This window comes from Paraburkholderia sp. IMGN_8 (genome assembly GCF_038050405.1).
In the GTDB taxonomy this organism is placed as follows: domain Bacteria; phylum Pseudomonadota; class Gammaproteobacteria; order Burkholderiales; family Burkholderiaceae; genus Paraburkholderia.
Map to the genome: position 1 here is coordinate 737,785 of NZ_CP150901.1, position 21,860 is coordinate 759,644.

General features: G+C 62.2%; 18 protein-coding genes and 2 pseudogenes. 14 read left to right on the forward strand and 6 right to left on the reverse strand.

All coding sequences use genetic code 11. The annotated features are described in order from the left end of the window. Positions 1-547: 547 nt before the first annotated feature. The 4 genes from WN982_RS24580 to WN982_RS24595 all read right to left on the reverse strand — a co-directional run bounded on the left by WN982_RS24580 (position 548) and on the right by WN982_RS24595 (position 5,093). Positions 548-1,138 carry a YSC84-related protein gene (locus tag WN982_RS24580; RefSeq protein WP_341318254.1) on the reverse strand — a complete coding sequence of 197 codons (591 nt, stop codon included), beginning with the start codon at positions 1,136-1,138 and terminating at the stop codon, positions 548-550. A 250-nt stretch (positions 1,139-1,388) separates the two neighbouring features. Continuing rightward, positions 1,389-2,780 carry an FAD-binding oxidoreductase gene (locus tag WN982_RS24585; RefSeq protein WP_341318255.1) on the reverse strand — a complete coding sequence of 464 codons (1,392 nt, stop codon included), beginning with the start codon at positions 2,778-2,780 and terminating at the stop codon, positions 1,389-1,391. A 362-nt stretch (positions 2,781-3,142) separates the two neighbouring features. Continuing rightward, positions 3,143-4,084, reverse strand: coding sequence for a hypothetical protein (locus WN982_RS24590; RefSeq protein ID WP_341318256.1), 942 nt, complete (start codon positions 4,082-4,084; stop codon positions 3,143-3,145). A 133-nt stretch (positions 4,085-4,217) separates the two neighbouring features. Next, a complete protein-coding gene (locus tag WN982_RS24595) occupies positions 4,218-5,093 on the reverse strand; it encodes a LysR family transcriptional regulator (RefSeq protein ID WP_341318257.1) in 876 nt (291 codons plus the stop codon). 103 nt (positions 5,094-5,196) lie between these two features. Between WN982_RS24595 and WN982_RS24600 the strand changes: the two genes are divergently transcribed. The 6 genes and pseudogenes from WN982_RS24600 to WN982_RS24625 all read left to right on the forward strand — a co-directional run bounded on the left by WN982_RS24600 (position 5,197) and on the right by WN982_RS24625 (position 12,938). Next, positions 5,197-6,183 carry a zinc-dependent alcohol dehydrogenase family protein gene (locus WN982_RS24600; RefSeq protein WP_341318258.1) on the forward strand — a complete coding sequence of 329 codons (987 nt, stop codon included), beginning with the start codon at positions 5,197-5,199 and terminating at the stop codon, positions 6,181-6,183. Between the two features lie 356 nt (positions 6,184-6,539). Next, a pseudogene (locus tag WN982_RS24605) lies at positions 6,540-6,626 on the forward strand (gluconate 5-dehydrogenase); the annotation flags it as partial. Between the two features lie 1,126 nt (positions 6,627-7,752). Beyond that, complete coding sequence (locus tag WN982_RS24610) at positions 7,753-9,345, forward strand: hypothetical protein (RefSeq protein ID WP_341318259.1); 1,593 nt, start codon at positions 7,753-7,755, stop codon at positions 9,343-9,345. A gap of 414 nt (positions 9,346-9,759) precedes the next feature. Beyond that, complete coding sequence (locus tag WN982_RS24615) at positions 9,760-10,617, forward strand: carbon-nitrogen hydrolase family protein (protein ID WP_341318260.1); 858 nt, start codon at positions 9,760-9,762, stop codon at positions 10,615-10,617. A 288-nt stretch (positions 10,618-10,905) separates the two neighbouring features. Then, a complete protein-coding gene (locus WN982_RS24620; protein ID WP_341319410.1) occupies positions 10,906-11,256 on the forward strand; it encodes an FKBP-type peptidyl-prolyl cis-trans isomerase in 351 nt (116 codons plus the stop codon). Between the two features lie 608 nt (positions 11,257-11,864). Beyond that, positions 11,865-12,938, forward strand: coding sequence for a DUF6765 family protein (locus WN982_RS24625; RefSeq protein ID WP_341318261.1), 1,074 nt, complete (start codon positions 11,865-11,867; stop codon positions 12,936-12,938). 64 nt (positions 12,939-13,002) lie between these two features. On the opposite strand, the gene WN982_RS24630 is transcribed toward WN982_RS24625, so the two are convergent. Both WN982_RS24630 and WN982_RS24635 read right to left on the reverse strand, forming a co-directional pair. After that, positions 13,003-13,248, reverse strand: coding sequence for a hypothetical protein (locus WN982_RS24630; RefSeq protein ID WP_341318262.1), 246 nt, complete (start codon positions 13,246-13,248; stop codon positions 13,003-13,005). Positions 13,249-13,301: 53 nt separating this feature from the next. After that, positions 13,302-13,616: a hypothetical protein gene (locus WN982_RS24635; RefSeq protein ID WP_341318263.1), complete on the reverse strand. Its 315-nt coding sequence runs from the start codon at positions 13,614-13,616 to the stop codon at positions 13,302-13,304. A 362-nt stretch (positions 13,617-13,978) separates the two neighbouring features. Here WN982_RS24635 and WN982_RS24640 point away from each other — a divergent pair, with 362 nt between their 5' ends. The 8 genes and pseudogenes from WN982_RS24640 (at position 13,979) to WN982_RS24675 (ending at position 21,857) form a co-directional block, all read left to right on the forward strand. Then, positions 13,979-14,317 carry a hypothetical protein gene (locus tag WN982_RS24640; protein ID WP_341318264.1) on the forward strand — a complete coding sequence of 113 codons (339 nt, stop codon included), beginning with the start codon at positions 13,979-13,981 and terminating at the stop codon, positions 14,315-14,317. Between the two features lie 180 nt (positions 14,318-14,497). Continuing rightward, a complete protein-coding gene (locus WN982_RS24645) occupies positions 14,498-15,316 on the forward strand; it encodes an H-NS family nucleoid-associated regulatory protein (protein WP_341318265.1) in 819 nt (272 codons plus the stop codon). 22 nt (positions 15,317-15,338) lie between these two features. Further along, on the forward strand, positions 15,339-15,824 hold the full coding sequence (locus WN982_RS24650; protein WP_341318266.1) for a hypothetical protein: 486 nt from the start codon (positions 15,339-15,341) through the stop codon (positions 15,822-15,824). Between the two features lie 556 nt (positions 15,825-16,380). Then, positions 16,381-17,199, forward strand: a pseudogene (locus tag WN982_RS24655) (alpha/beta hydrolase); the annotation flags it as partial. 149 nt (positions 17,200-17,348) lie between these two features. Next, on the forward strand, positions 17,349-17,918 hold the full coding sequence (locus WN982_RS24660; protein WP_341318267.1) for an isoprenylcysteine carboxylmethyltransferase family protein: 570 nt from the start codon (positions 17,349-17,351) through the stop codon (positions 17,916-17,918). 9 nt (positions 17,919-17,927) lie between these two features. Further along, complete coding sequence (locus WN982_RS24665) at positions 17,928-19,256, forward strand: nucleotide disphospho-sugar-binding domain-containing protein (RefSeq protein ID WP_341318268.1); 1,329 nt, start codon at positions 17,928-17,930, stop codon at positions 19,254-19,256. Between the two features lie 83 nt (positions 19,257-19,339). Beyond that, a complete protein-coding gene (locus tag WN982_RS24670) occupies positions 19,340-20,860 on the forward strand; it encodes a DHA2 family efflux MFS transporter permease subunit (RefSeq protein ID WP_341319411.1) in 1,521 nt (506 codons plus the stop codon). A gap of 10 nt (positions 20,861-20,870) precedes the next feature. Beyond that, positions 20,871-21,857 (forward strand): glycosyltransferase family 2 protein, encoded by a 987-nt coding sequence (locus tag WN982_RS24675; protein WP_341318269.1) that lies wholly within the window; start codon positions 20,871-20,873, stop codon positions 21,855-21,857. The last annotated feature ends 3 nt before the right edge of the window (positions 21,858-21,860 follow it).

Here is a 21,860-nt window from a genome sequence, read left to right on the forward strand (position 1 = left end):
CCTGACCCTCGTGTCCCCTATGCTTCACCGAGGCGCTAGCGTCTCACTCGGAGTGGTAGCTCGCACTCCAAAACTTCGGTGCTTCGCCGAGTCAAAGTGGCCCGCACTTCCACCATTCAGCCCCTCGCCGAGGCGAAGCCGATGGCACCCACCAAACCAAAACAAAGTCCCTGGTTTCCCTGGCAGACCGTTCCGGCGACCACGCAGTGCGAGGCGGGAAGAATGATGCCGGAGGCGCCAATCTGCTATCGGTGTTGGGAAGTACCGCTACGGCGCGCGCAGCGCCGCCGGAAGTATGACTGCCTTGTCACAAACGCTGAATGTGCGAGGGCACAGATTCCAGATGCTCCACTGCCTCCTCCAAGCCAGGGGACCCGCTTAGCATTAGCGGTGTGAGCCGCTTTCTTTGCTTACTTTCTTTGCGGCGGCAAAGAAAGTAAGTGCCTGCCCCGCACAGGGGCGACGCTAATAGACCACTAAGAAATCAAGGAAAGGCCAACACCGCAGGCACACAACCCATGCCGCCGCCAAAGGCAAAAAAACAAAATCAAATAATCAGACGTGAAATCTTGGTCCCTTCCAGCGACACGCCTGCCATCAACCCACCATTAGTCAGCACAAAAGCTTCAACCGGACCAGTAGCGGTCGAGGTATCGATCGCGCCATTCGCGCCAACCTTCAACACGGCGACCGTCGCATCAGCGCCCGCCGCCCACCCTTGGCTGCCGAGGAATTTGTCGAGCGCTTCCTGTGTCATGAAGAGAAAAATGAGCGCCTTGGATTGCGCGCCAATCTGCAAACCAAACGAGCCCGCGACAGTGCTGTAGTACCCCGCCGTGCTTCCGCCAACTCGCAACGCGCCTTCGCCATATTGCGCGCCGACCCAGAAGCCCGCCGAGATGACGGACGGAAACACCAGCACGCCGCGCGCCTTCGCGACGAGTTCACGCGAGCCGTCGACGTTCGCGTAGAGCCGCTCGAGGGTTGAGTCGACGCCGGCATTGATCGTATCGCGCTTGCCCGCGTTCGCCGAAGCAGACGCGCTCGAAGACGGAGACGTGGTCGTGCAGCCGGCGAGGCCGAGACCCGCAGTTGCCAGAACGGCACTGGTGGTCGTGATGAATTGTCGTCTGCGCATGATGTTCTCCCTATGCGTTCGTTATAAGAGGTCCGGCTGATTGCTGTCCTGTTTTACCCCGCCGGGATCGTCCGGCATCAGGCATGTGACGCAATTCTGGTTCAGCAGTTCCCGTGCCTGACCGCCAACGCCATCTCCTGGTCCGCGCTCAGCGCCCGGCGCGCCGTTTACAACCTCTTTCGGCTCTGCAAATGAAAATGCCGTTCAGCGTTAACTGAACGGCATTAGCGCTTTGCGCCCGCTTTGCCGGTTACTGCACGGCTGGCTTGATATTCTGATTGTGACGGAACAGGTTGTGCGGATCGTAGCGGCTCTTCACCGCGACGAGGCGTTCGTAATTCGGTCCATACGCCTCCGCCACCCGGCCGCCTTCCTCCTCGGTCATGAAATTGACGTAGACGCTGCCCAGCGCAAACGGCGCGGACGCGTCGAAGAACGCGCGCGCCCAGGCGACGCAGCGCTCATCCTCGCTCGCATCGTCCCAGCGGCCATGCACGTTCATCACGTATTGCGTGTCGCGATTCGGATAGGCGGTGGCCTCGACCGGCGCGCGGGCGGTCTGGCCGCCGATCTGCCCGAAGAAGATTTCGCATTGTGTCGACGGCAGCTTGCCGATGGCATCGAGCAGCGCGTCGATCAAACCGTCCGACACGCTGGCCAGATTGTGCGACTTCCAGTAATTGCGCGCGCCTGGAGCCAGCAACGGGTCGAACGCTTTTTGCCACATCGCATACGGCATCGCGCCGAGATGTTCGCCATACGGTGTGCCGAAGCCGCGTATGGCCTCCACGGCGGACGGTCCATTTTCAATGGGTCCGGTGTAGCACATCGCGAACACGATCACCGGCTTGCCGTGCACTTCAGGCGGCAGGAACGGCAGCGGCGGCGCCAGCCGTAGAACGGCCCATGCGCTCAGGTCCTCCGGCATGTCTTCCGCGGCAGTGCGGTATTGGATGAGGGCGTTCTTCGCCTGATCGAGGGGTAGTACGACGAGGCCGCCGTACACCAGCGGTCCCACCGGATGCAGTGCGAACTCGAATAACGTGACGACGCCGAAATTGCCGCCGCCGCCGCGAATCGCCCAGAACAGATCTTCGTGCGAGTCGGCGCTCGCGTGACGCAATTCGCCGTCGGCGGTCACCACATCCGCCGAAACCAGATTGTCCACCGACATGCCGTATTTGCGGCTCAGCCAGCCGAATCCGCCGCCGAGCGTGAGCCCCGCCACGCCGGTAGTCGAGTTGATGCCGAGCGGGGTGGCGAGCCCGAATGCTTGCGCTTCATGGTCGACATCGCCGAGCGTCGCGCCCGGCTCGACATACGCGCGCCGTGCCAGCGGATCGATGCGCACCGATTTCATCGGCGACAGGTCGATCACGAGGCCGTCATCGCAAAGCGCGCTGCCGGCGATGTTATGGCCGCCGCCGCGCACCGCCAGCGGTAGGTCGTTGTCGCGCGCGAACGCCACGCCGCGGCGGACGTCGGCCACGCCGGCACAGCGCAGAATCATCGCCGGATGCCGGTCGATCATCGCGTTCCAGATGCTGCGCGCTTCGTTGAAACCAGCGTCCTGGGGCAGCAATAGCTGGCCCCGCGTCGCGGACTTTAATTCTTCAATGGCATTGCTGGACACACTCACCATGGCACACCTCCAGACACAATAGGACACTCTTCGGAACACTATTCAGCCAACCAAAGCAAAATAAACCGTTCTGAAAAGGCTTTGTTTGCGTCCAGTAAACGGGCCTGTTTTCTTAAGTCAAACATAGGTAAACCCGCGTTTGCGCTGCATGCCGCGCAAAAGCTGCAGCGATGGGCTTCTGCGCGTGACGGCGGCGATGGTGGCTCAAGCGCGCGCACGCGATGGTGGGAACGCTTCGGGAAAAGACGGGGTGGGGAAGTGTTGGGTGAGCGTCGTCGTGATGGCTGCGCGACGACACTCCGGTGCCGGAAGCCGCAATCTTTGCGGCCTGCTTGGGGCGTGTTTGCGTCTGCGTTTGCGTCTTATACATCCATCGCCGAGTCGCATCGCACGCGTATGTCGAACAGCAGCGCGATATCGGTGAGGGCGTACAGCAGTGAGAACGAGTTCAGTTCGGAGTAAGGCAAGTCGAGGTTGAAGCCGGTGGAAAACGAGTTATACGTAGAAGACACTTTGAGCGCCGACGGCTTGCGCGGCAGGTCGAAGACGAGATCGACCGTATAGCCGCCACCGCCTCGCGCGGGCACCCACACCATGAAACGGATGCCGACCAGATGGCCGAGCGGGAAGCGAAAGCTCTCGCTGTCGTGGCGCAGTCCGCCCCACACCGCGTCGCGCGAGCGGAACGCCGCGGTCAGCAGCGCGCGCGAGCCGTTCTTGAAGTGCGCGAAGGTGGGAGCCGTCAGCAGTTCATCGAGGCTGACCATCGCGGCCGCTGTGCCGTCCTCGCCGACCTCGATGTTCAGATACGAGCCGATTGCATCCTTGAAACCCTCATACAACTGCTTATGCAAACGAGCCGGGACGTTGGGTTCGCGCGTGGCGTCGCTCCGCGCAAACCAGACGCGTTCGACGCAGGCCGCCTCGCCGATATAGCCGGGCAGCAATTGCTCGTTGTCGCGGTCATCGAAGGAACGGCAGCCAATCGGATAAGGTAATTCGTCGACCGGCAGGTAGCGGTCGGTCGGCTGCCATGCCCGCACGCTAGTGTCGACGGTGGCCGGCGCGGCCGGTGTGGCGAGCGATGCCGCCAGCGCGAGGGTGTCCGCCGACGGCTCCGTGCTCGCAGCCGGGCCGGTTGCCGCAACAGCGGCTTGCTGGCGCATCGCTCTTGCGCCGAGCGAGGAGACGAGCACGTATTCGGCGACCAGTGTCCCCACGCCGCAGAGCAGTCCGATCAATAGTCCAAAGTGGGCTTTGACCAGAAAGATGACAATTACAGGAATCGCAAGAAAGTAAAACACGGTATTCCCCGTTTGAAAAATCCGGCCGCGTTCGTGACGCGCCAGTTTCTCCCCTGATGAATCATGCAGCCCCAGGATGCTACTGCGAGCAATTGCTTCAAGACAGGCTTCGACGAAACCGCGCTGCGCTGTACTACACGTTGCCGACGGCCTCGATTGTCATATCGAGCAGCGCCCGCAGCCGTCCCAGCGCTCGCAGGTCGCGGTGATAGCCGAACCAGACGTCGCGGCCCGGCGGCGTTTCGTCCAGTTCGATGCGCGCAAGTCCGGGCGTGCTGTCGCCGAGCGGGCATGGCAGCACCGCGAGGCCTGCGCCTTCCGCGCACATGCGTGCCTGCGCGCCGCGATTGTTGCTGCCGAAGGCGACGCGCGCTTGCGGCAGCATCCGCTTGACCCAGACGACGTCGGGCAGTGAGCCGAACGCGCTGTCCATGCTGATGAGCGTCTGACCGGCGCCGTCGCCTTCACGCGTGTATGCCGCCGCCAGATCGGCGCGGCCGTACAGCGCGTAGTCGATGTGCATCAGCTTGCGCTGGATGACATCCGCCTCGTCGAAAGGCGTGATCCGAAACACCAGATCGGCCTCGCGACGCGCCAGATTGTAGCGGCGCGAATCGGTGACGAGTTCGATCGACACCTCGCGATGTCTTTCGAGAAACCGCGCGAACACCGGTGTCAGCACATGGACACCGAACCAGTCCGACGACGAAATCCGTAGCGCTCCGGTGAGTTGCTGTTCCTTGCCGCTCAGCGCGCGGCTGAAACCCAGCGCTTCTTCTTCCATGCGCTCGGCGTAAAGCATGACTGCGCTGCCCTCGTCGGTCAGCACGAAGCCGTCGCGGGTGCGTTGAAACAGCGTGTGGCCGACAGCCGACTCCAGCGCGCGCAGGCGCCGTCCCATGGTCGGTTGGGTCTGTCCGGCGAGCCTGGCGGCCGCGCCGAGCGTGCCGCCGCGAGCGATTGCCAGAAAGATGCGGACATCGCCCCAGTCCAGTTTCGGGTCATTCATTTTCGTTTGCGCGCTGTGCAGAAGTGTCGATTTACGTGCCTTTTCGCATGGACGATTATGCACGTATCGACTCGTTCACGTGCCAACATCCCAGGAAGCCATCATGTCCATGCAAGCCCTCGTTCTGAAGCAATACAACGGTCCGCTTGAACTCACCGAACTGCCGCGACCCGAGCCGGCGCGCGGCGAAGTGCTGGTGCGCATCGCCGCGAGCGGCCTGAATCCGCTCGACACCAAGATTCGCGCCGGCGCCGCCGGGCACGCCAGACATCCGCTGCCGCTGGTGCTGGGTATCGACATGGCGGGCGTCGTCGAGGCGGTAGGCGCCGGTGTCAGCGTGTTCAAAGCAGGCGATCAGGTATACGGAATGACCGGTGGCGTCGGCGGTATGCAGGGTTCGCTCGCGCAATATGCAGCCGTCGATGCAGACCTGCTGGCGTTGAAGCCGTCGAATCTGTCGATGCGCGAGACCGCTGCGCTGCCGCTCGCTTTCATCACGGCGTACTCGGGCATCGTCGATCGGGCCCACTTGCAGGCCGGGCAAACCGTGCTCGTGCACGGCGGCGCGGGCGGCGTCGGATATGTGTCGGTGCAATTGGCGAGCGCGCTCGGCGCGACTGTCTTCGCGACGGTCAGCGAACGCGACCGCAGCGTGGTCGAGGCACTCGGCGCTACGCCGATCGATTACCGCGCGCAGTCGGTCGAGCAGTATGTCGCGTCAACGACGCAGGGCGCGGGCTTCGATCTGGTCGTCGATACGGTGGGCGGCGCGACGCTGGATGCCTCGTTTGCCGCCGTGAAGCACTTCGGCCATGTGGTGAGCGCGCTCGGCTGGGGCACGCATGCACTAGCGCCGCTGTCGTTTCGGGAAGCCACTTATTCGGGCGTGTTCACACTTCATGCGCTGCTGTCCGGCGAAGGCCGCGCGCATCACGGCGAGATGCTGCGCACGGCGACGCGGCTCGCGGAAGAAGGCAAGCTCGCGCCACGCCTCGACGCGCGCCGCTTCGATCTAGGTTCGGCGCAGCAGGCTTATGACGCGCTGACCGACGGCAGCGCGCGAGGCAAGATCGTGGTCGAGGTGGCTTGAGCAGGGCGGGACTGTTTGAGCTGAGCTGAGCGGCGCGCAGTCCCGCTGACGCTTAATCGGCCCTCGCCGCGTCGAACCCCAGTTCTCGCGACACGCCTTCGAACGTGTTGTTCGAAGTGCCAGGCAATCTGCTGTCACTTCATTTCGACGCGCGCCTAACCTTCGCCGACACCTTGCTCTTATAGAGCGCCGTGCCGGTAGCGCGTCGATCGCGTTGTTGCTGCCGACGACGCACTTGAACAGTCCCGCGGTGATGTTCGGTTTTCTGTCGCTGGCGGCGCTGCTGATTTTCTCGGCGCACCCGGCTCCGACGGTCCGGTTCTGACCGGTTACCGCGTGCCGATTGGTTCCCACGCGCCGCGGTCTTTCTATTCAGCGATGCATCGAATTTCGTCAGTGGACATATTTTGTATGTCGGGGGCGGCGTAATTGCGGCGCTTTGATTCGAGTGCCGTATTCAGCGTAATACTGATAAGCAAAGGGCAATTGGATGGCAGAGTAAACCCGCTCGGTTTGCACTGTCTGTGTGATTGCCCTCACTCCCGCCCTTCTAATCTCTCCCCTATGTTCGGATAAACGCTTATATGAAGCGTTCGAACGCTTCATCGTCGTTTTGCCGCCTGTTTCCCACCTCGAAAACACACCTCGGTTGCGCCTTCATGCGGCTTCTGCGCCACGGCTCGGCCTCGAAGCACAACCGCTTGATTCCTATGCCGAGGCGGGCTGAATGTTAAATAAAAAGAATCATTCGGACTGCATGATCAAAAAAATGTAGCGGTTTTTAAGATCGAGAATTGACGATATTTGACGATTCGACTACGAATTTAATTGAAAAAAGGCTGGCGATATCGCTTTGCGTGGGGTAGCGCACGGTCGGTGAGTCGAGCTCTGCATAACGTGAACTTCCATCAAGTCCTGCTGTGATCTTTCCACGACTTTGTTCGCGCACAGCCAACGGTTTCTCTCGGGGCATATCAAATCGGACCGGGATTTTCCAAGAGAAAGATGCTGGGTGCTACGCGATTTTCGAGTGGCGCGAAGCACTGGTGAACAGGTTCTGACGTTTCATTTTCGACGGTGAACAGAGATTCGCTGGCTATATGAACCTGACTTTGAAATATGGTTAGGAGACAGAAATGAAAAAGTACAACGGGGAAACAAGGGCATTGGGGACACGCAAGGCGGTCCTGGCAGTTACCGTGAGTCTCTATGCTTCGATGGCTGGTGCTCAAACCAATTCGGCGACACCTGTCGCGCCGTCGACCGACTCGGCGAGGCTGACGCTGGCGCAAGCTTCGCCGACCGATTGTCCGATAGTCGATACGATTGGTTGCAAGCGCGAATACGACGGTTTGGTGGCGACCGGCGGCACAGGGATGACTGTGGCTATTGGCTCGACATCGGCGCCCGGTTCGCAGAACGGCAACGGGAGCGGAAAGGGGAACGGGACTTCGTCGGATAGCGCGGGCGATAGCGGTGTCGGGAATGGGACCGCGTCGGGGGCGGGAGGGTTTGGGGCTGGGAGTTCTGGTAGTGGCCACAGTGGCAATGGGGGGGCGGGGTCGGCTGGTGGTGGTACTGCTACTGGCGGCGGTGGCGCTGGTACCGGTGGGGCGGGCGCCGGTGGTGCAGGCGGAACAGGTACGGGTGGGAAGGGCGCCGGTGGCACAGGCGGAACAGGTGCGGGTGGGACGGGCGTCGGTGGCGCAGGCGGGACAGGTACGGGCGGGACGGGTGCCGGTGGCACAGGCGGAACAGGTGCGGGCGGGACGGGCGCCGGTGGCGCAGGCGGAACAGGTACGGGTGGGAAGGGCGCCGGTGGCACAGGCGGAACAGGTGCGGGTGGGACGGGCACCGGTGGCGCAGGCGGAACAGGTACGGGCGGAACGGGCACCGGTGGCGCAGGCGGGACAGGTGCGGGCGGAACGGGTGCCGGTGGCGCAGGCGGAACAGGTGCGGGCGGAACGGGCGCCGGTGGCGCAGGCGGAACAGGTGCGGGTGGGACGGGCGCCGGTGGCACAGGCGGAACAGGTGCGGGCGGAAAGGGCGCCGGTGGCGCAGGCGGGACAGGTACGGGTGGGAAGGGCGCCGGTGGCGCAGGCGGAACAGGTACGGGCGGAACGGGCGCCGGTGGCGCAGGCGGGACAGGTACGGGCGGAACGGGCGCCGGTGGCACAGGCGGAACAGGTGCGGGCGGGACGGGCGCCGGTGGCGCAGGCGGAACAGGTACGGGTGGGAAGGGCGCCGGTGGCACAGGCGGAACAGGTACGGGCGGAACGGGCGGAACGGGCGCCGGTGGCGCAGGCGGAACAGGTGCGGGTGGGACGGGCACCGGTGGCGCAGGCGGAACAGGTACGGGCGGGACGGGCGCCGGTGGCACAGGCGGAACAGGTACGGGTGGGACGGGCGCCGGTGGAACGGGTACCGGAGGCCATGGCAGCACAGGAGGTAACGGCGGCGAGGGGCATGGAGGTCATGGCAACGGTGGTCAGGGAAGTTCAGGTCATGGCGGCGGTCAGGGCAACGGAGGTCAGGGCAGCGGCGGCCAGGGCAACGGCGGCCAGGGCAACGGCGGTCAAGGTAGCGGCGGCCAGGGCAACGGCGGTCAGGGCAGCGGAGGCCAGGGCAGTGGCGGTCAGGGAAGCGGGGGCCAGGGTAACGGTGGTCACGGCAACGGAGGTCAGGGCAGCGGCGGCCAGGGCAACGGTGGTCACGGCAACGGTGGTCACGGCAACGGAGGTCAGGGCAGCGGAGGTCAGGGCAGCGGAGGTCAGGGCAGCGGAGGTCAGGGCAGCGGAGGCCAGGGCAACGGCGGTCACGGCAATGGAGGTCAGGGCAGCGGCGGCCAGGGCAGCGGCGGCGAGGGCAACGGCGGTCACGGCAACGGAGGCCAAGGCAATGGAGGCCAAGGCAATGGAGGCCAGGGCAGCGGAGGCCAGGGTAACGGCGGTCACGGCAACGGAGGCCAGGGCAACGGAGGCCAGGGCAACGGAGGCCAGGGCAACGGAGGCCAAGGCAACGGAGGCCAAGGCAACGGAGGCCAAGGCAACGGAGGCCAAGGCAACGGAGGTGGTCACGGCCACTGACGCGGCGAATTTCGTTCAGCGCGCGGTAGTCGGCGGAACGGCCTCTCGCGCAGACGCCCTCGCCTTGGAGACGTGAGTGGACACCAGGACGGCCGTTCTTTGTCACGCTCACGTATCCAACACAAAAGCACAAAAGCACAAAAGCACAAAAAACAAGCCGCAAAAAAATCCCATCGACGGATATGCCTTCGAACCAAAGGCAATCTCGTCGAGGGGATGACTCAAGATCTCTCACATCCCAACCACTACCCGGCAAAGCACTCAGGCAACCCTCGCCGCTCAACCTGGATTCCCCGCTCCTGCTCCACCAAAAAACTTTCTCCCCAACAGCATTGTCATCCTCACGCGCGCCACCGCTAAAACGCGTTCGCATCTTCGCAGTGGCACATATAGCACCGGCCGTGTTTAAAATGTCATGGCTTTGCGCGCGCTGATGTTCGACAAACGCTCGCTCGCATACCGCAACGGTCCATTCATAACGGAGTTCGCGTTGAATCACAAACAGGCGTCGTTCCCACAAACGTCATTGCGAATCGCGGCGGCACAGGCGCAGCCGGTATCCGGCGACGTATCGGCAAACATAGCCAGAACGGTCGAACTAACCGGTCTCGCCGCTGATCGCGGCGCGAAACTGGTGGTGTTTCCGGAGAAATTCCTGAGTGGCTACGAGCCCGACCTGATTGTCGGCGATCCCACGAAATATGCGTTCGACGCACACGATGCGCGGCTCGATCCGGTCCGTGAAGTCTGCCGCCAGCGCGAGATCGCGGTAGTGGTCGGCGCGGCGACACGTAGCGTTGACGGCCTTTATATTTCTTCGCTGGTGTTCAGCCGTTCCGGTGAGCTCATCGAGCCGTATCACAAGCAATATCTCTACAGCGGCGAGACGCGGATTTATCGGCCGGGAACGCAAGGCGCCATGCTGGAGATCAACGGCTGGCGGCTCGCTCTTGGCGTCTGCTACGACTCTGGTTTTCCGGAACACGCGCGCCTTGCGGCAACAAACGGCGCCCACGCTTATCTGGTGAGCGCGCTTTTCAGCGTGAAGACCGGCTACCACCAGTCGCGCATCTGGTTTCCCGCGCGTGCTTTCGACAACACCATGTATGTGCTGATGTCGAATCACGTCGGCACGACGGGCGGCTGGGAGACGTGCGGCGCAAGCGCAATTTGGAGCCCATATGGCGACGTGGTGGCGGAGGCAAGCCGTGACCGCGCAGAGGTGATTACGGCGCTACTCGATCCAGCGGTTCTAGCCGACGTCCGCGAGCGTGAGACGGTGCTCGCGGATTTCAACGCGCGTGGTGACGAGAGGCCGGGTGCCTACGTGGTGCGTCGTCTGGACTAGATTCACGGGCGCGTTTCTATTTCGACGCTGCTTGCCGCACCGCGCCCACCGTATCGCGTCGCGGCGCGGGCACGGCCCACAGCAACGCCACCATGCCCGCGATCAGGCGCGTGGCGATCACCGCGAGCCCGCATAGATGCCATGGTCACCGCTGCCAGATTTAACGCGCTGGTCGCGAGCCGATCTGCAGCATGCTATCCGCTACAATGATGCGCACTACCCACCTGGAGACTCGCTTTGAAATCTATTGTCGCTCTGCTCGCCGCGGCTGTTCTTTCTTCAACGGCGATGGCCGCTGCACCCGCTACCGAAACGCTCCCGTCCGGCGTGGTCGTTCAGCATATTACGCAGGGCACGGGTGCCCAGCCGACGGCTGACGATGTCGTGAAGGTCAACTACCGCGGCACGCTCGCCAACGGCACGGAGTTCGACAGCTCCGCAAAGCACGGCGGTCCGGCCACCTTTCCGCTCGGACAAGTGATTCCTTGCTGGACGCAAGGCGTGCAAAAAATGAAGGTCGGCGGCAAGGCCAAGCTGACCTGCCCGGCGGCCACCGCCTACGGTGAGCGCGGCGTCGGGCCGATTCCGCCGAACAGCGACCTGACGTTTGAAGTCGAACTGGTCGGCATCGTCAAGTAATGCCGCGTCAGCGTCGTTAAGATCAAGCCCTTCTTCGGACACCGAAGCGGGGCTTTTTCTTTTGGGGGCATTGGATGTGCCCACAGCAGTTTATCTGCGATGAAAGTTGAGGAGGCGGGGTGTCACTCACTCATACCGATCGTGGTCAATAGCACATGTATTTTGCTGCGAATAAGCTTGCGCCGCTCCGGACTTGCACCTTCTTTCCAGCGGCCGAGTTTCATAGAGTTATCCTTTCCGCTGGCGCGCGCTGGCAGTGAAGATCGGAATGAGAGAGTAATGCGATAAAAGGACGCACGCTTGCATTGCGAGTGGCTTGCCGATTAAACAAAACATACGTGACTCGCCAAACAGTAATAACAACAACCGGATTTAGCTTCTGCGTCTCCAGATGCGCGAAGCGGGCGGCGCGAACTATGTCGATAGTGACGAAAAGCTCCCGCGCGCGCCGCGACACGGCAGGTCTTCAAGGAACAAGTGGACGAGGTCTTTTTTAAGTCCGGCTGTTCTCGGTCGTTTACTTTCTACTCATGTGCGAACGTGGCTAGAACCGCTTCGCGCACTCGAGAAGACCCGCCGCCATTCGCCGTACGTCAGGAGACCCTGTCATGAACATCGACTTTCACTATGGGGTCGTCTATATCGTCGCCCGCATTGGGGGGATGACGGCCTGCGAAGCGCTCACGGTGGCGCACGCGTGCCAGTATGTCGACGACGCGACGACCCACGGAATACTGCGCTTCTCAGGCGGCGAGACCTTTGAACGTTTTGCCACCGCGCACAAGCTTTTCGACTATTCCAACACCGAGAACGACCAGAATAGGCTGGTGTGGACGCCATTCCATTTTCTGCCTGCCGGCGAAGGGGAAACCCTGGAAGATAGGGCGGTGTGCCGGGCGGATAGTGCGATCGCGCGCGAGATCGTTCGGCGGGCAATCCGGCAGAAAGGATCCGATACGGCGTTGCATCGGTTGGGAGTGACGCTTCACACCTACGTCGATACCTGGGCGCATCAAGGGTTCGCCGGTATCGAAAGCAGGATGAACCGGATCCATCTGCTGGAGGCCGAGGATTGCACGCCGGAAAACTGGCTTGCGCACCTTACCCGCGCCACGCGCCATCTGATGGACCGAATCGAGTCCGATGTTTTGACGGTTGCGCTGCCGGTCGGCCACGGCGCCGCATTGCACTTTCCCGACCAGCCGTGGGCGATATGGAATTACATTGATGGCAGAGGCGTGCGTGTCGAAAGGCACAATCTGCCGGAGTTCGTGCAAGCGGCGGAGATGACTTGCCGCGCGGTTCGCGCTTATGTTGCGGAACGGGAAGATTTCGAATTTCAGCCCGGCATGCCGGATAACGTGAAAGAGGCGCTCGCCGAACTTCTCGCTACCAATCGGAACATGGACGACAACAAGCGCTTGCAAGCCATTTGCGAAGCGGTAAAAGCCGGCGTCATTCCCGGCTTGCGCGAGTCCATTCCGGGTTATGTGGCCAAAGGTTTTGGTTCCTGGAAGTACAAGGCGACGGGTTTGCAGTCCGACGATGATGGTGTAGACCGCCCGCCGTGGACTGAAGCTTTCGAGAGAAGCGACTACCGGCGCTTTCACGATGCCGTCAAAGAGCACCGATTCGTGACGACGCAGGAAATCCTGCCGGCTCATGGACTGCGGATCGCGTAGATGAGCCGACTCCAGGTTGGGAATAAGCCGGCAATAAGCCGGTAATAAGCGCCGGCCTGCCTGGTTATTGCGCCCGGACTGCCTGACGCTGGGCAGCCTGTTCTTCCGCATGTTTCTTGGCCATGTGTCTTCCCACCAGGCACCCGCCTACCGCGCCCACTACCGCGTGATGCCCGGCATAGTGCCCCGCGACCCCGCCCACGACGGCGCCCTTGACGCAGCCGGCAGCATTCGCCGTGCCGATGGTCCCCAAGGTGGCCGAGGTGAGTGCGACCGTCGTGAGGGCGGCCTTGATAAAGCTAGCTTTCATCTGAATGTACCGTGTTGTCGAATTTTTCGAAGATGGCGCATTTGGGCGTCATTTCAATAGCCGCCCCAGCGGCCGCGTTCATGCCATTCATGCTCGCGCCATTGTTCGCGACGCCATTCGTGTTCGCGCCATTCGCGACGCTCGCGCCACTCGCGGGCTCTCCAATCGCCGTCGCCATAGCCGCCGTACGCGACCGTTACGGGAGCCGCTCCGTAAGCAACCGGCGGTGCAACATAAACGGGCGGGGGCGGTGCATAAACAGCGACCGGAATGCCGACTCCGATGCCCACATTCACGTGCGCCGACGCCACCGACGATGCCGCCAGGACTGCCAGACCAAGTGCCGCGCCAACGATCTTCTTGTTCATTTCCCTTCTCCTTGCACATTCGCCGGCTACTGCGCCGGTTACGGGTTTGCCGCCGATTTGCTGCTGGGTACGGTTCGGAGTGTAGGAGGGCGATGCGGACACAGGTGAAACAGCTCTGCGAGACTGGTAACTCGTCGTTACCAGGATTTTGGCCAGGATTAAAGCCGTGTCTGGCCGGCAACGGCAAAGCCCGGTTATCAGGTTCGCCTTTTTAACACCGACTGGCGCGCAATTCCACTCGCGCGACAAAAAAATAGCCGGACAGGCTTTGAATCTTCGGATGCTTGCCTATAGTAGAAGCGACTATTGCCGCAATGCACAGTGGCCGGGCTTCTCTTGATAGGTACGACGGGGAAACAAACATGACGCCGACGAACGCTGCGATTTATCGAACCCAGACTTGCACGCCGGAGTCGTTACGAACGCTTGCCGGCTACCTCGAACTGGCGCTCGATGAAGGCGAAAGTGTGGTTCTGATGCGCATCGGCACAAACGTGCGCAGCGTTTATGTCGGCAATCCGTCCGGTGCATTTGAAGATATGACGGATCACGGCGTAGTGGCCGCCTTTCAGGCAGACGAGATGCTGGCGTTGACGCAGTTGGGTCTGAACCGGATAACCGCCGACGACCAGCAGTACCGGTTCATGCGCAGCGTGAGGTACATTGCCGACCGCCAGGTCGTCGTTTTTACGCCGACGTAAGCGGCTGGCCAGTACATGGAGAGGCAAAAGAATGCGGCTTTTTGAGCAGTGGCCCTGAAAGGTTCGTACTCCACTGGAAGCATCATTACATCAAACCGCTCTCTTTGGAGTTGAATGGATCTGCCTTTCTCACGCCAATCGTGGCATAGTTCGGTCGATTACCACATAAGGAGCAATCAAATGCCCACGTTAGAGCAAATCCAGGCCAAGCTTAAGAAGCTCCAGGCGCAAGCTGACGTCCTTATCGCCAGGAAAGCACAACTCGCGGTCGACCAGATTCGCGAACTGATGATCAAGCATGGTCTGACTACTGCGGATATCGAGGCAAAGGCCAAGGCGAAACGCGCGGCGAATGTCTTGCATGCCCGTGCTGCGAATGGCAAGGCAAAAGCCGGCGCCAGTGCAAACGTCAAGAAGCTGGCCAAGTATCGCGACGACAAAACCGGCGCGACGTGGACCGGTCACGGGCGAGCACCGGGCTGGATTGCCGGCGTGAAAGACCGGACTCAATTTCTGATCGCGGGCGCGAGCGAACAGAAATCCGTGGCCAAGGCTGCGGTAACGCACGCCGCCGCCGGTCGCAAAGGGCAACCTAAAGGCGCACAGCCGCCGAAGTACCTCGACCCGAAAACCGGCGCCACCTGGAGTGGACGTGGCCCCGCGCCGGCATGGCTCGCGGCAGTCAAAGACCGCAGCAAGTTCCTGATCGACAGCGCGGTAGCGGCGACCGGTGGCGCGGTCAGCGGGAAGGCGGCGGCCAAAAAAGTAGTGGCGGCGAAAAAGACCGCGGCTTCCAAAACGGCGCCGAAGAAAACCAGTGCGGCGGCCAAAAAAGTAGCGGCAAAAAAAGGCGCTGCAAAACCTGCTGCAAAGAAGACCGCAACGAACCGGACGGCAGCAAAAAAAGCACCGGGCCGCAAGGCAGGCAGTAAAGGCAAAGCTGGCGTAACGGCCACGACGGCGGCGCCGGCAACGTCGGCGGTGCAAGCGAGCGCGTGAGTGCAACGGAGTAGCGAAGTAGATGACTAGCACGCTCGACTCAAACCAGCAGGAAGACCAGGTCGTCCTGCTGGACGCTGTTCCTCATCCGGCAGCCGATGCCGCCGAGCCCTTCATTGTCGCCGGCGACCGGCGGGTGATTGTGTCGTATCCGATTGCGGAATCCGACTTCGAACGGTTCGGCCCATTCGATTCCGACGACGACCCGTTCTGCGCGGTTCTATTTCCGGACGCGGTCTTTCATCGGCTGGGGCCACCCGGCGGCGACGATCTCGACATTCATCCGCTTGCGTCCCAAGGTTTGAATGCGTATTCGGTTCACGAAGTGACGAATTCGTCGCTGGCCGCGGAGATTTCGGCCGTCATCTCTCCGGAGCACACGCGGCGCCATTTCGTGATCACGTTTCAGGACTCGACGTTCGAATGCGTGGCCTCGGACTACACGGTGGTCGGCGTATTTGGCGCGGCTGAAATTGCCCGCCGGGAAGCGTTCTCGCTGGTCCGGTAGCGCCATTCATCGTTACCGTACCTTTCTCGCGTGATTACATCGCCCGAAAGCTTTTGCATTGTTTCGGGCGAACTATGCAACCCGCGCGCAATGACCGCGCAACTCAATGTGGATTGCACAGAATGACGAATTTCCAAATCGATGCTGAATGAATGCTCAAGTATTTTTTTGGGAATTGTTTTTGAAATGTGTTAAAAAATGTTCTGTGGCCGTATATTGACATCTAGTCTTCACGCAGTGATGACAGACTGCGGTCAACGAATGGCGTGCAACAGCGCTTCAAACAACGCCGTCGAATACATATATAAGAAATATCACGAGGCATCGAACGCTCGACTGCGGCGGGTCTGAATTCAGGCGCGCGGCATGAAGAGCCGGCACGCATCACATCGAGTGACGCGTGCCTCGGTGTAGCAGCGGTCGTCGCGGATCGGATTTGCCGGCGCATAGGCAAATCGCATGGGCCTGATCCCCGGTAGTACGGCCGCAAGGCGTCCGCATTGGCGGGCGCGGTATCGGTACGCATTTGCTTCGCGCAAGTGCATGCGAATACGCCATGCCCATCGAAAAACTCCTTGTTCCGCTACCGGCGGGCCTGAAAGTCTACGTTGAACGTCACGTATTCGATCCGGCCTTCGAGAGTGTCATTCTGATCAACGGCGCGCTTGCTACCACTGCGTCGTTCGGACAGACAATCAAATACCTCGGCGAACGCTATAACCCAATTTGTTTCGATTTACCTTATGCAGGGCAATCGAAAGCGCATAACGTTTGCGACTTCGTTCTTACAAAAGACGATGAAGTCGACATTCTTCTGCATCTAATAGGCGTATTCGAACCGGCTTTCCTGTTGTCGGTGTCGTGGGGCGGGGTGGCGTCGCTGCTGGCGTTGTCACGGGCGCGCACCAGCGTCAGGAGCGCGGTGATTGCATCGTTCTCGCCGCGGCTCAATGAAGCGATGACCGCCTACGTGACTGCCGCGCGCGACCACATTGCCGCCGGCGAAAATCTGAAGGCCGCGCAACTGCTCAACGATACCGTGGGCCGTCATTTGCCGCGCATCATGAAGCTCTATAACTATCGCTACCTGTCGACGCTGCCGCGCGAAGAGCAGGACCAGGTGGCGTTCCACGTCGATCAGATTCTCGCGATTCGCCCTGAGCATTATCTGCACGAATTCCGCAACATCGACTGCGGGCTGAAATTCATCAACGGCGAACTCGACGAATACACCACGCCGGAGGACGTCCGCTCGCTCAGTTCGCATCTTAAGCGCGCGGAGTTCACCACGATCGAGCAAGCGGGTCACTTTCTGGATCTCGAAGGCCGGCCCGCGCTGCGTCAGGTTCGCACGGCGATTCTCGATTACTTCGGCGCTGCCACGGTGCAGCCGTCAGGCCGCGTGCTCGGCTGCTTCGACACGCTGACCTCGCGCTCGCCGATGTTGCCTGTGCCGCAGCCCGCCATCATGGACGTCGCGTTGCAGTCCACTGCCGATCACTCGTTCCAACAGGTCGAACTACCGTGAATATCGCTCAGAGCATTGCCATCGTCGTACCCTGGACGCTGTGGCTGGTGTATTGGATCGCCACGTCGAACCAGGTCAAGCAGACCGCGCGTAAAGAGGAATCGATGTCGCGCACGTTGCAGTCGATTCCGTTGATCGTCGGCGGCGCGCTGATCATATTGCCGGACCTCAACACAGCGGCATGGTCCATCGATCTGCACACGATTGGGCCGCTGCAGCTCGCCGGCCTGGCCGTGCTGCTGGCCGGCCTCGCGTTTTCCGTGTGGGCGCGGCTGCATCTCGGCACCAACTGGAGTGTGTCGGTCACGCTGAAGGAAGGGCACGAACTGGTGCGCAGCGGGCCATACGGACTCGTGCGGCATCCGATCTATACCGGTTGCCTGCTGGCGCTGGCGGGTGCCGTGCTGATCGGCGCGCAATGGCGCGGCGCGGCCGGACTGCTGCTGATTTTCGCGTCGCTGGCGTACAAGGTGCGAGTCGAGGAAAGCTGGTTGACCGGACACTTCGGCGGCGCGTATGCGCAGTATCGCCGCGACGTCGCAGCGCTGATTCCCGGCGTTTTCTGAGCCGCCGGCATGACCAGAGTCATCATCACCGCGATCGGCTCGGCGGGCGACGTGCATCCGTTGCTCGGCATCGGCGCGGCGCTGGCTGCGCGCGGGCACGAGATCGTGTTCTGCAGCCATGCGCCGTTCGCGGACGCGGCCACGCGTCAGCGGTTTGAATTTGTGCCGATCGGCACCGCGGCGGACTATGCCACGGCGATGGCGAACCCGGCGCTATGGCATCCGCGCACGTCGTTTCGCACGCTGTGGGCTGTGATTGCGCCGACGTTGCGTCCGCATTTCCACACGCTCGCCGAATTGACCCGCGACGACACCGTGCTGGTGGGCACGCTGTGGGCCTTTTCCGCACGGCTGATGCAGGAGATGTATCGCGTGCCGCTGGTGTCGGTGCAGGTATCGCCGTCTACGTTGCTCTCCGCTCATGCTCCTCCGACCCACCCGCGGCTGACCATTCCGCACCGCTTGCCGCTCGGCGTAAAGGCGGCGCTGCTGCGGCTGATCGAACGGCACGCACTCGACAAGGTGTGCGGACCGGCGCTCAACGCACTGCGCACGCAACTCGGACTTGCACCGGCCACGCGCATTTTCGGCGAGTGGCTGCATTCGACCGATGGCGTGCTCTGCCTCTTCCCCGAATGGTTCGCGCAACCTCAGCCGGATTGGCCGGCGCCGCGTCTGATGAGCGGCTTTCCGCTATTCAACGACACGACCGCGCACGCGCCCGATCCGCAACTCGACGCTTTCATCGCGGCGGGCGAACGGCCGGTGGTGTTCACGGCAGGGTCGACGCTGATCGATCACGCGCGCTATACGGCCGCGGTCCGCGCGGCGCTTAAGGAAAGCGGTTTGCGCGGCATCCTTCTGACGCCGGATGCGCCGCCTGCTGAAGCGCGCGCCGGTCAGGACGATACGCAGTCCGTGCTGCTCAAGCGCCGCTATGTACCGCTACAGACGCTGTTACCGCGCTGCCGCGCGCTGGTGCATCACGGGGGCATCGGCACCGCGGCGCTAGCGTATGCCGCAGGTATTCCGCAAATCGTGACGCCGTTTGCGCATGACCAGTTCGATAACGCGCAGCGCGTCGTCGCCAGCGGTTGCGGCCTTCGGCTCGACGCGCCGGTGCAGGCGCCCGCGTTGGCGCGCGCGCTGGATCATGTGCTCGACAGTCCGTCGATCGCGCTCCAGTGTGGGCACATGCAGGACCAACTGGCGGCGTCGCCCGAGGGCTGCGATGCCGCTGCGCGCTACATCGAAGGTTTCATGCAGAGCGGCACACGGCCGCAAGACGTGCCTCGCACGCGTGCACCCGCATTCGCGGATAGCGGGCAGAGCGCATGAGCGCGGCAACGTCATTGCCGGACGGCGCCGCGCTGGGGCCGGGGACGCATAAAGGCACACCCGGCGCACATGACATGTGGAGCATGCGCGGCGCGCGGCTCGCGTTGCTGACGTTCGCGCTATCGCTGGCCACGTTTATCGAAGTGCTGGATTCGACGGTGACCAACGTCGCGGTGCCGGCTATCTCCGGCGGCCTCGGCGTCTCCAACAGCCAGGGCACGTGGGTGATCAGCTCGTATTCCGTGGCCGCGGCCATCGCCGTGCCGTTGACGGGCTGGCTATCGCTGCGGCTCGGCGAAACTCGCCTGTTCCTCGGCGCGGTGATTCTGTTCACGTTGACGTCGCTGCTATGCGGCGTGGCCGGCGATTTTCATGTGCTGGTGGTATGCCGTGCGTTGCAGGGGCTCTTTTCCGGGCCGATGGTGCCGCTTTCGCAGACCATTCTGCTGCGCACCTTTGCGCCGGACAAGCGCGTGGTGGCGCTCGCGTTGTGGGCGATGACCGTGCTGCTCGCGCCGATCTTCGGTCCGGTGGTCGGCGGGTGGATCATCGACAATTTTTCGTGGCCGTGGATCTTCCTGATCAATTTGCCGATCGGCATTTTTTCGTTCGCAGTGTGCATGACGCTGTTGCGTCCCGACGCACGCGAGGCGCACGGCGCCAAGGCCGCGCCGATCGATCTGCCCGGCATTGCGCTGCTGGTGGTGGGTGTCGGTTCGCTGCAAGTGGTGCTCGACCTCGGTCACGATCGCGGCTGGTTCGATTCGCCGTTGATCCTGACGCTAGCGATCGTCGCCGCGTTGGCGATCGTGTCGCTGCTGATCTGGGAGGCGGGCGAACGCCATCCGGTGATCGATTTGAGCCTGTTCCGCGACCGCACGTTTTCATTCTGCGTCTTGATCATTTCACTCGGCATGATGAGCTTCTCGGTAGTGGGTGTGATTTTTCCACTCTGGTTGCAGGCGGTGATGGGCTACACCGCGTATCAGGCCGGACTCGCGACGGCGCCGCTCGGCGTGCTCGCGCTGGTGTTTTCGATTCTGGTCGGCATCCATGCGGCGCGTTTCGATGCACGCGTGCTCGCGACTTTCGGTTTTCTCGTGTTCGCGGCCGTGCTGTGGTGGGACGCGCACTTTACGTTGACGATGACCTTCACGCAGATCATCACGCCGGGCCTGATCCAGGGGATCGGCTTGCCATGCTTCTTTATTCCGTTGACCGCGGCGACGCTGTCGCGCGTGTCCGACGACAAGCTCGCGGCGGCGTCCAGCCTGTCGAACTTCTTGCGCACGTTGTCGGCGGCATTCGGCACCGCGATGAGTGTGACGCTCTGGGACAACCGCGCGCTGTATCACTACGACGTCGTCGCGCAGTCGGTGACGAAATCGTCCGGCAATACGCAGCGTTTCGTGCAGAGCTTGCACGGCATGGGGATCGACGGCGTACGTGAGATCGGCGCCTTGCATCACATCGTGCAGCAACAGGCATACATGATGGCGACCGGCGACATGTTCTACATGGCAAGCATCACGTGCCTCGTGCTCGCCGCGATGATGTGGTTGACCCGACCGAAACGCGGCGCGGCGATGACCTTAGGCCACTGAGGAGAAACCGATGGCGATCCTGGGCGCATTGATCATCCTGTTTCATCCGAGCGAAGAGCAGATCGCGCGAGCCGTGGCGATAAGTTCGGCGTGCGACCGCCTGCTGGTGGTCGACAACTCGCCGCTGCCGGATGGGCGTGCCGCGACGATGCTGGGCGACGCGGGCGTCGCGCTGCTGCATCACGGCAACCGCAACGGCATTGCCGGCGCATTCAATAGCGGCTTGAGCGCGCTGTTCGAAGCGGGCGTGGACGCGGTGGCGCTATTCGACCAGGATTCGGAGATGCCTGCCGGCTACTTCGCGGTCATGCGCGAACGGTGCGAGGCAATGAGCGGGCAGGCGTTCATGGCCGGGCCGCGTATCTTCGATGAAAACGATCAACGCTTTCTGCCGGAACTGGCTACCAGTGGTCTGGCGGTTGAGCGGCTGTATCTCCGGGCGGACGCGGCACTGCAGCGCTGCGCCTTTCTGATCTCGTCCGGCTGCGTGATTTCTCGCGAAGCGTTCGCGCGGCTGGGCCGTTTCGACGAAGCGCTTTTCATCGATCACGTCGATACCGAGTACTGCCTGCGCGCGCTGCTGAGCAATGTGCCGCTGTATGTGGTGCCGTCGCTGACCCTGTTGCATCGGATCGGCACGCGGCGCCGTCACAAATTGGGCTCCATCGAATTGACCACTATGAATCATCCCGGCTTCCGGCGCTATTACAGTGCGCGCAACGCGATGCAGCTGGCGCTGCAATATGGACTGCGCTTGCCGGTCGCCGTCGTGCCGAATGTGCTGACGCTCTGGCAGATCGTCCAGATCGTGTTGCTGGAGAAGGACAAGCTGACCAAGCTCATGGCGATTGCGCTGGGCGTTTGGGATGGCCTGTTCGGGCGCATGGGCCCACTTGCGCTGACGCGTCCGCGGCTCGCTGCCAAAGCGGCCAGGCTGAGCGCCGCGACCGCGGCGGTGGCTGCGGAAAACGCCATGCAGCGCACGCGGCACTCATGAGGC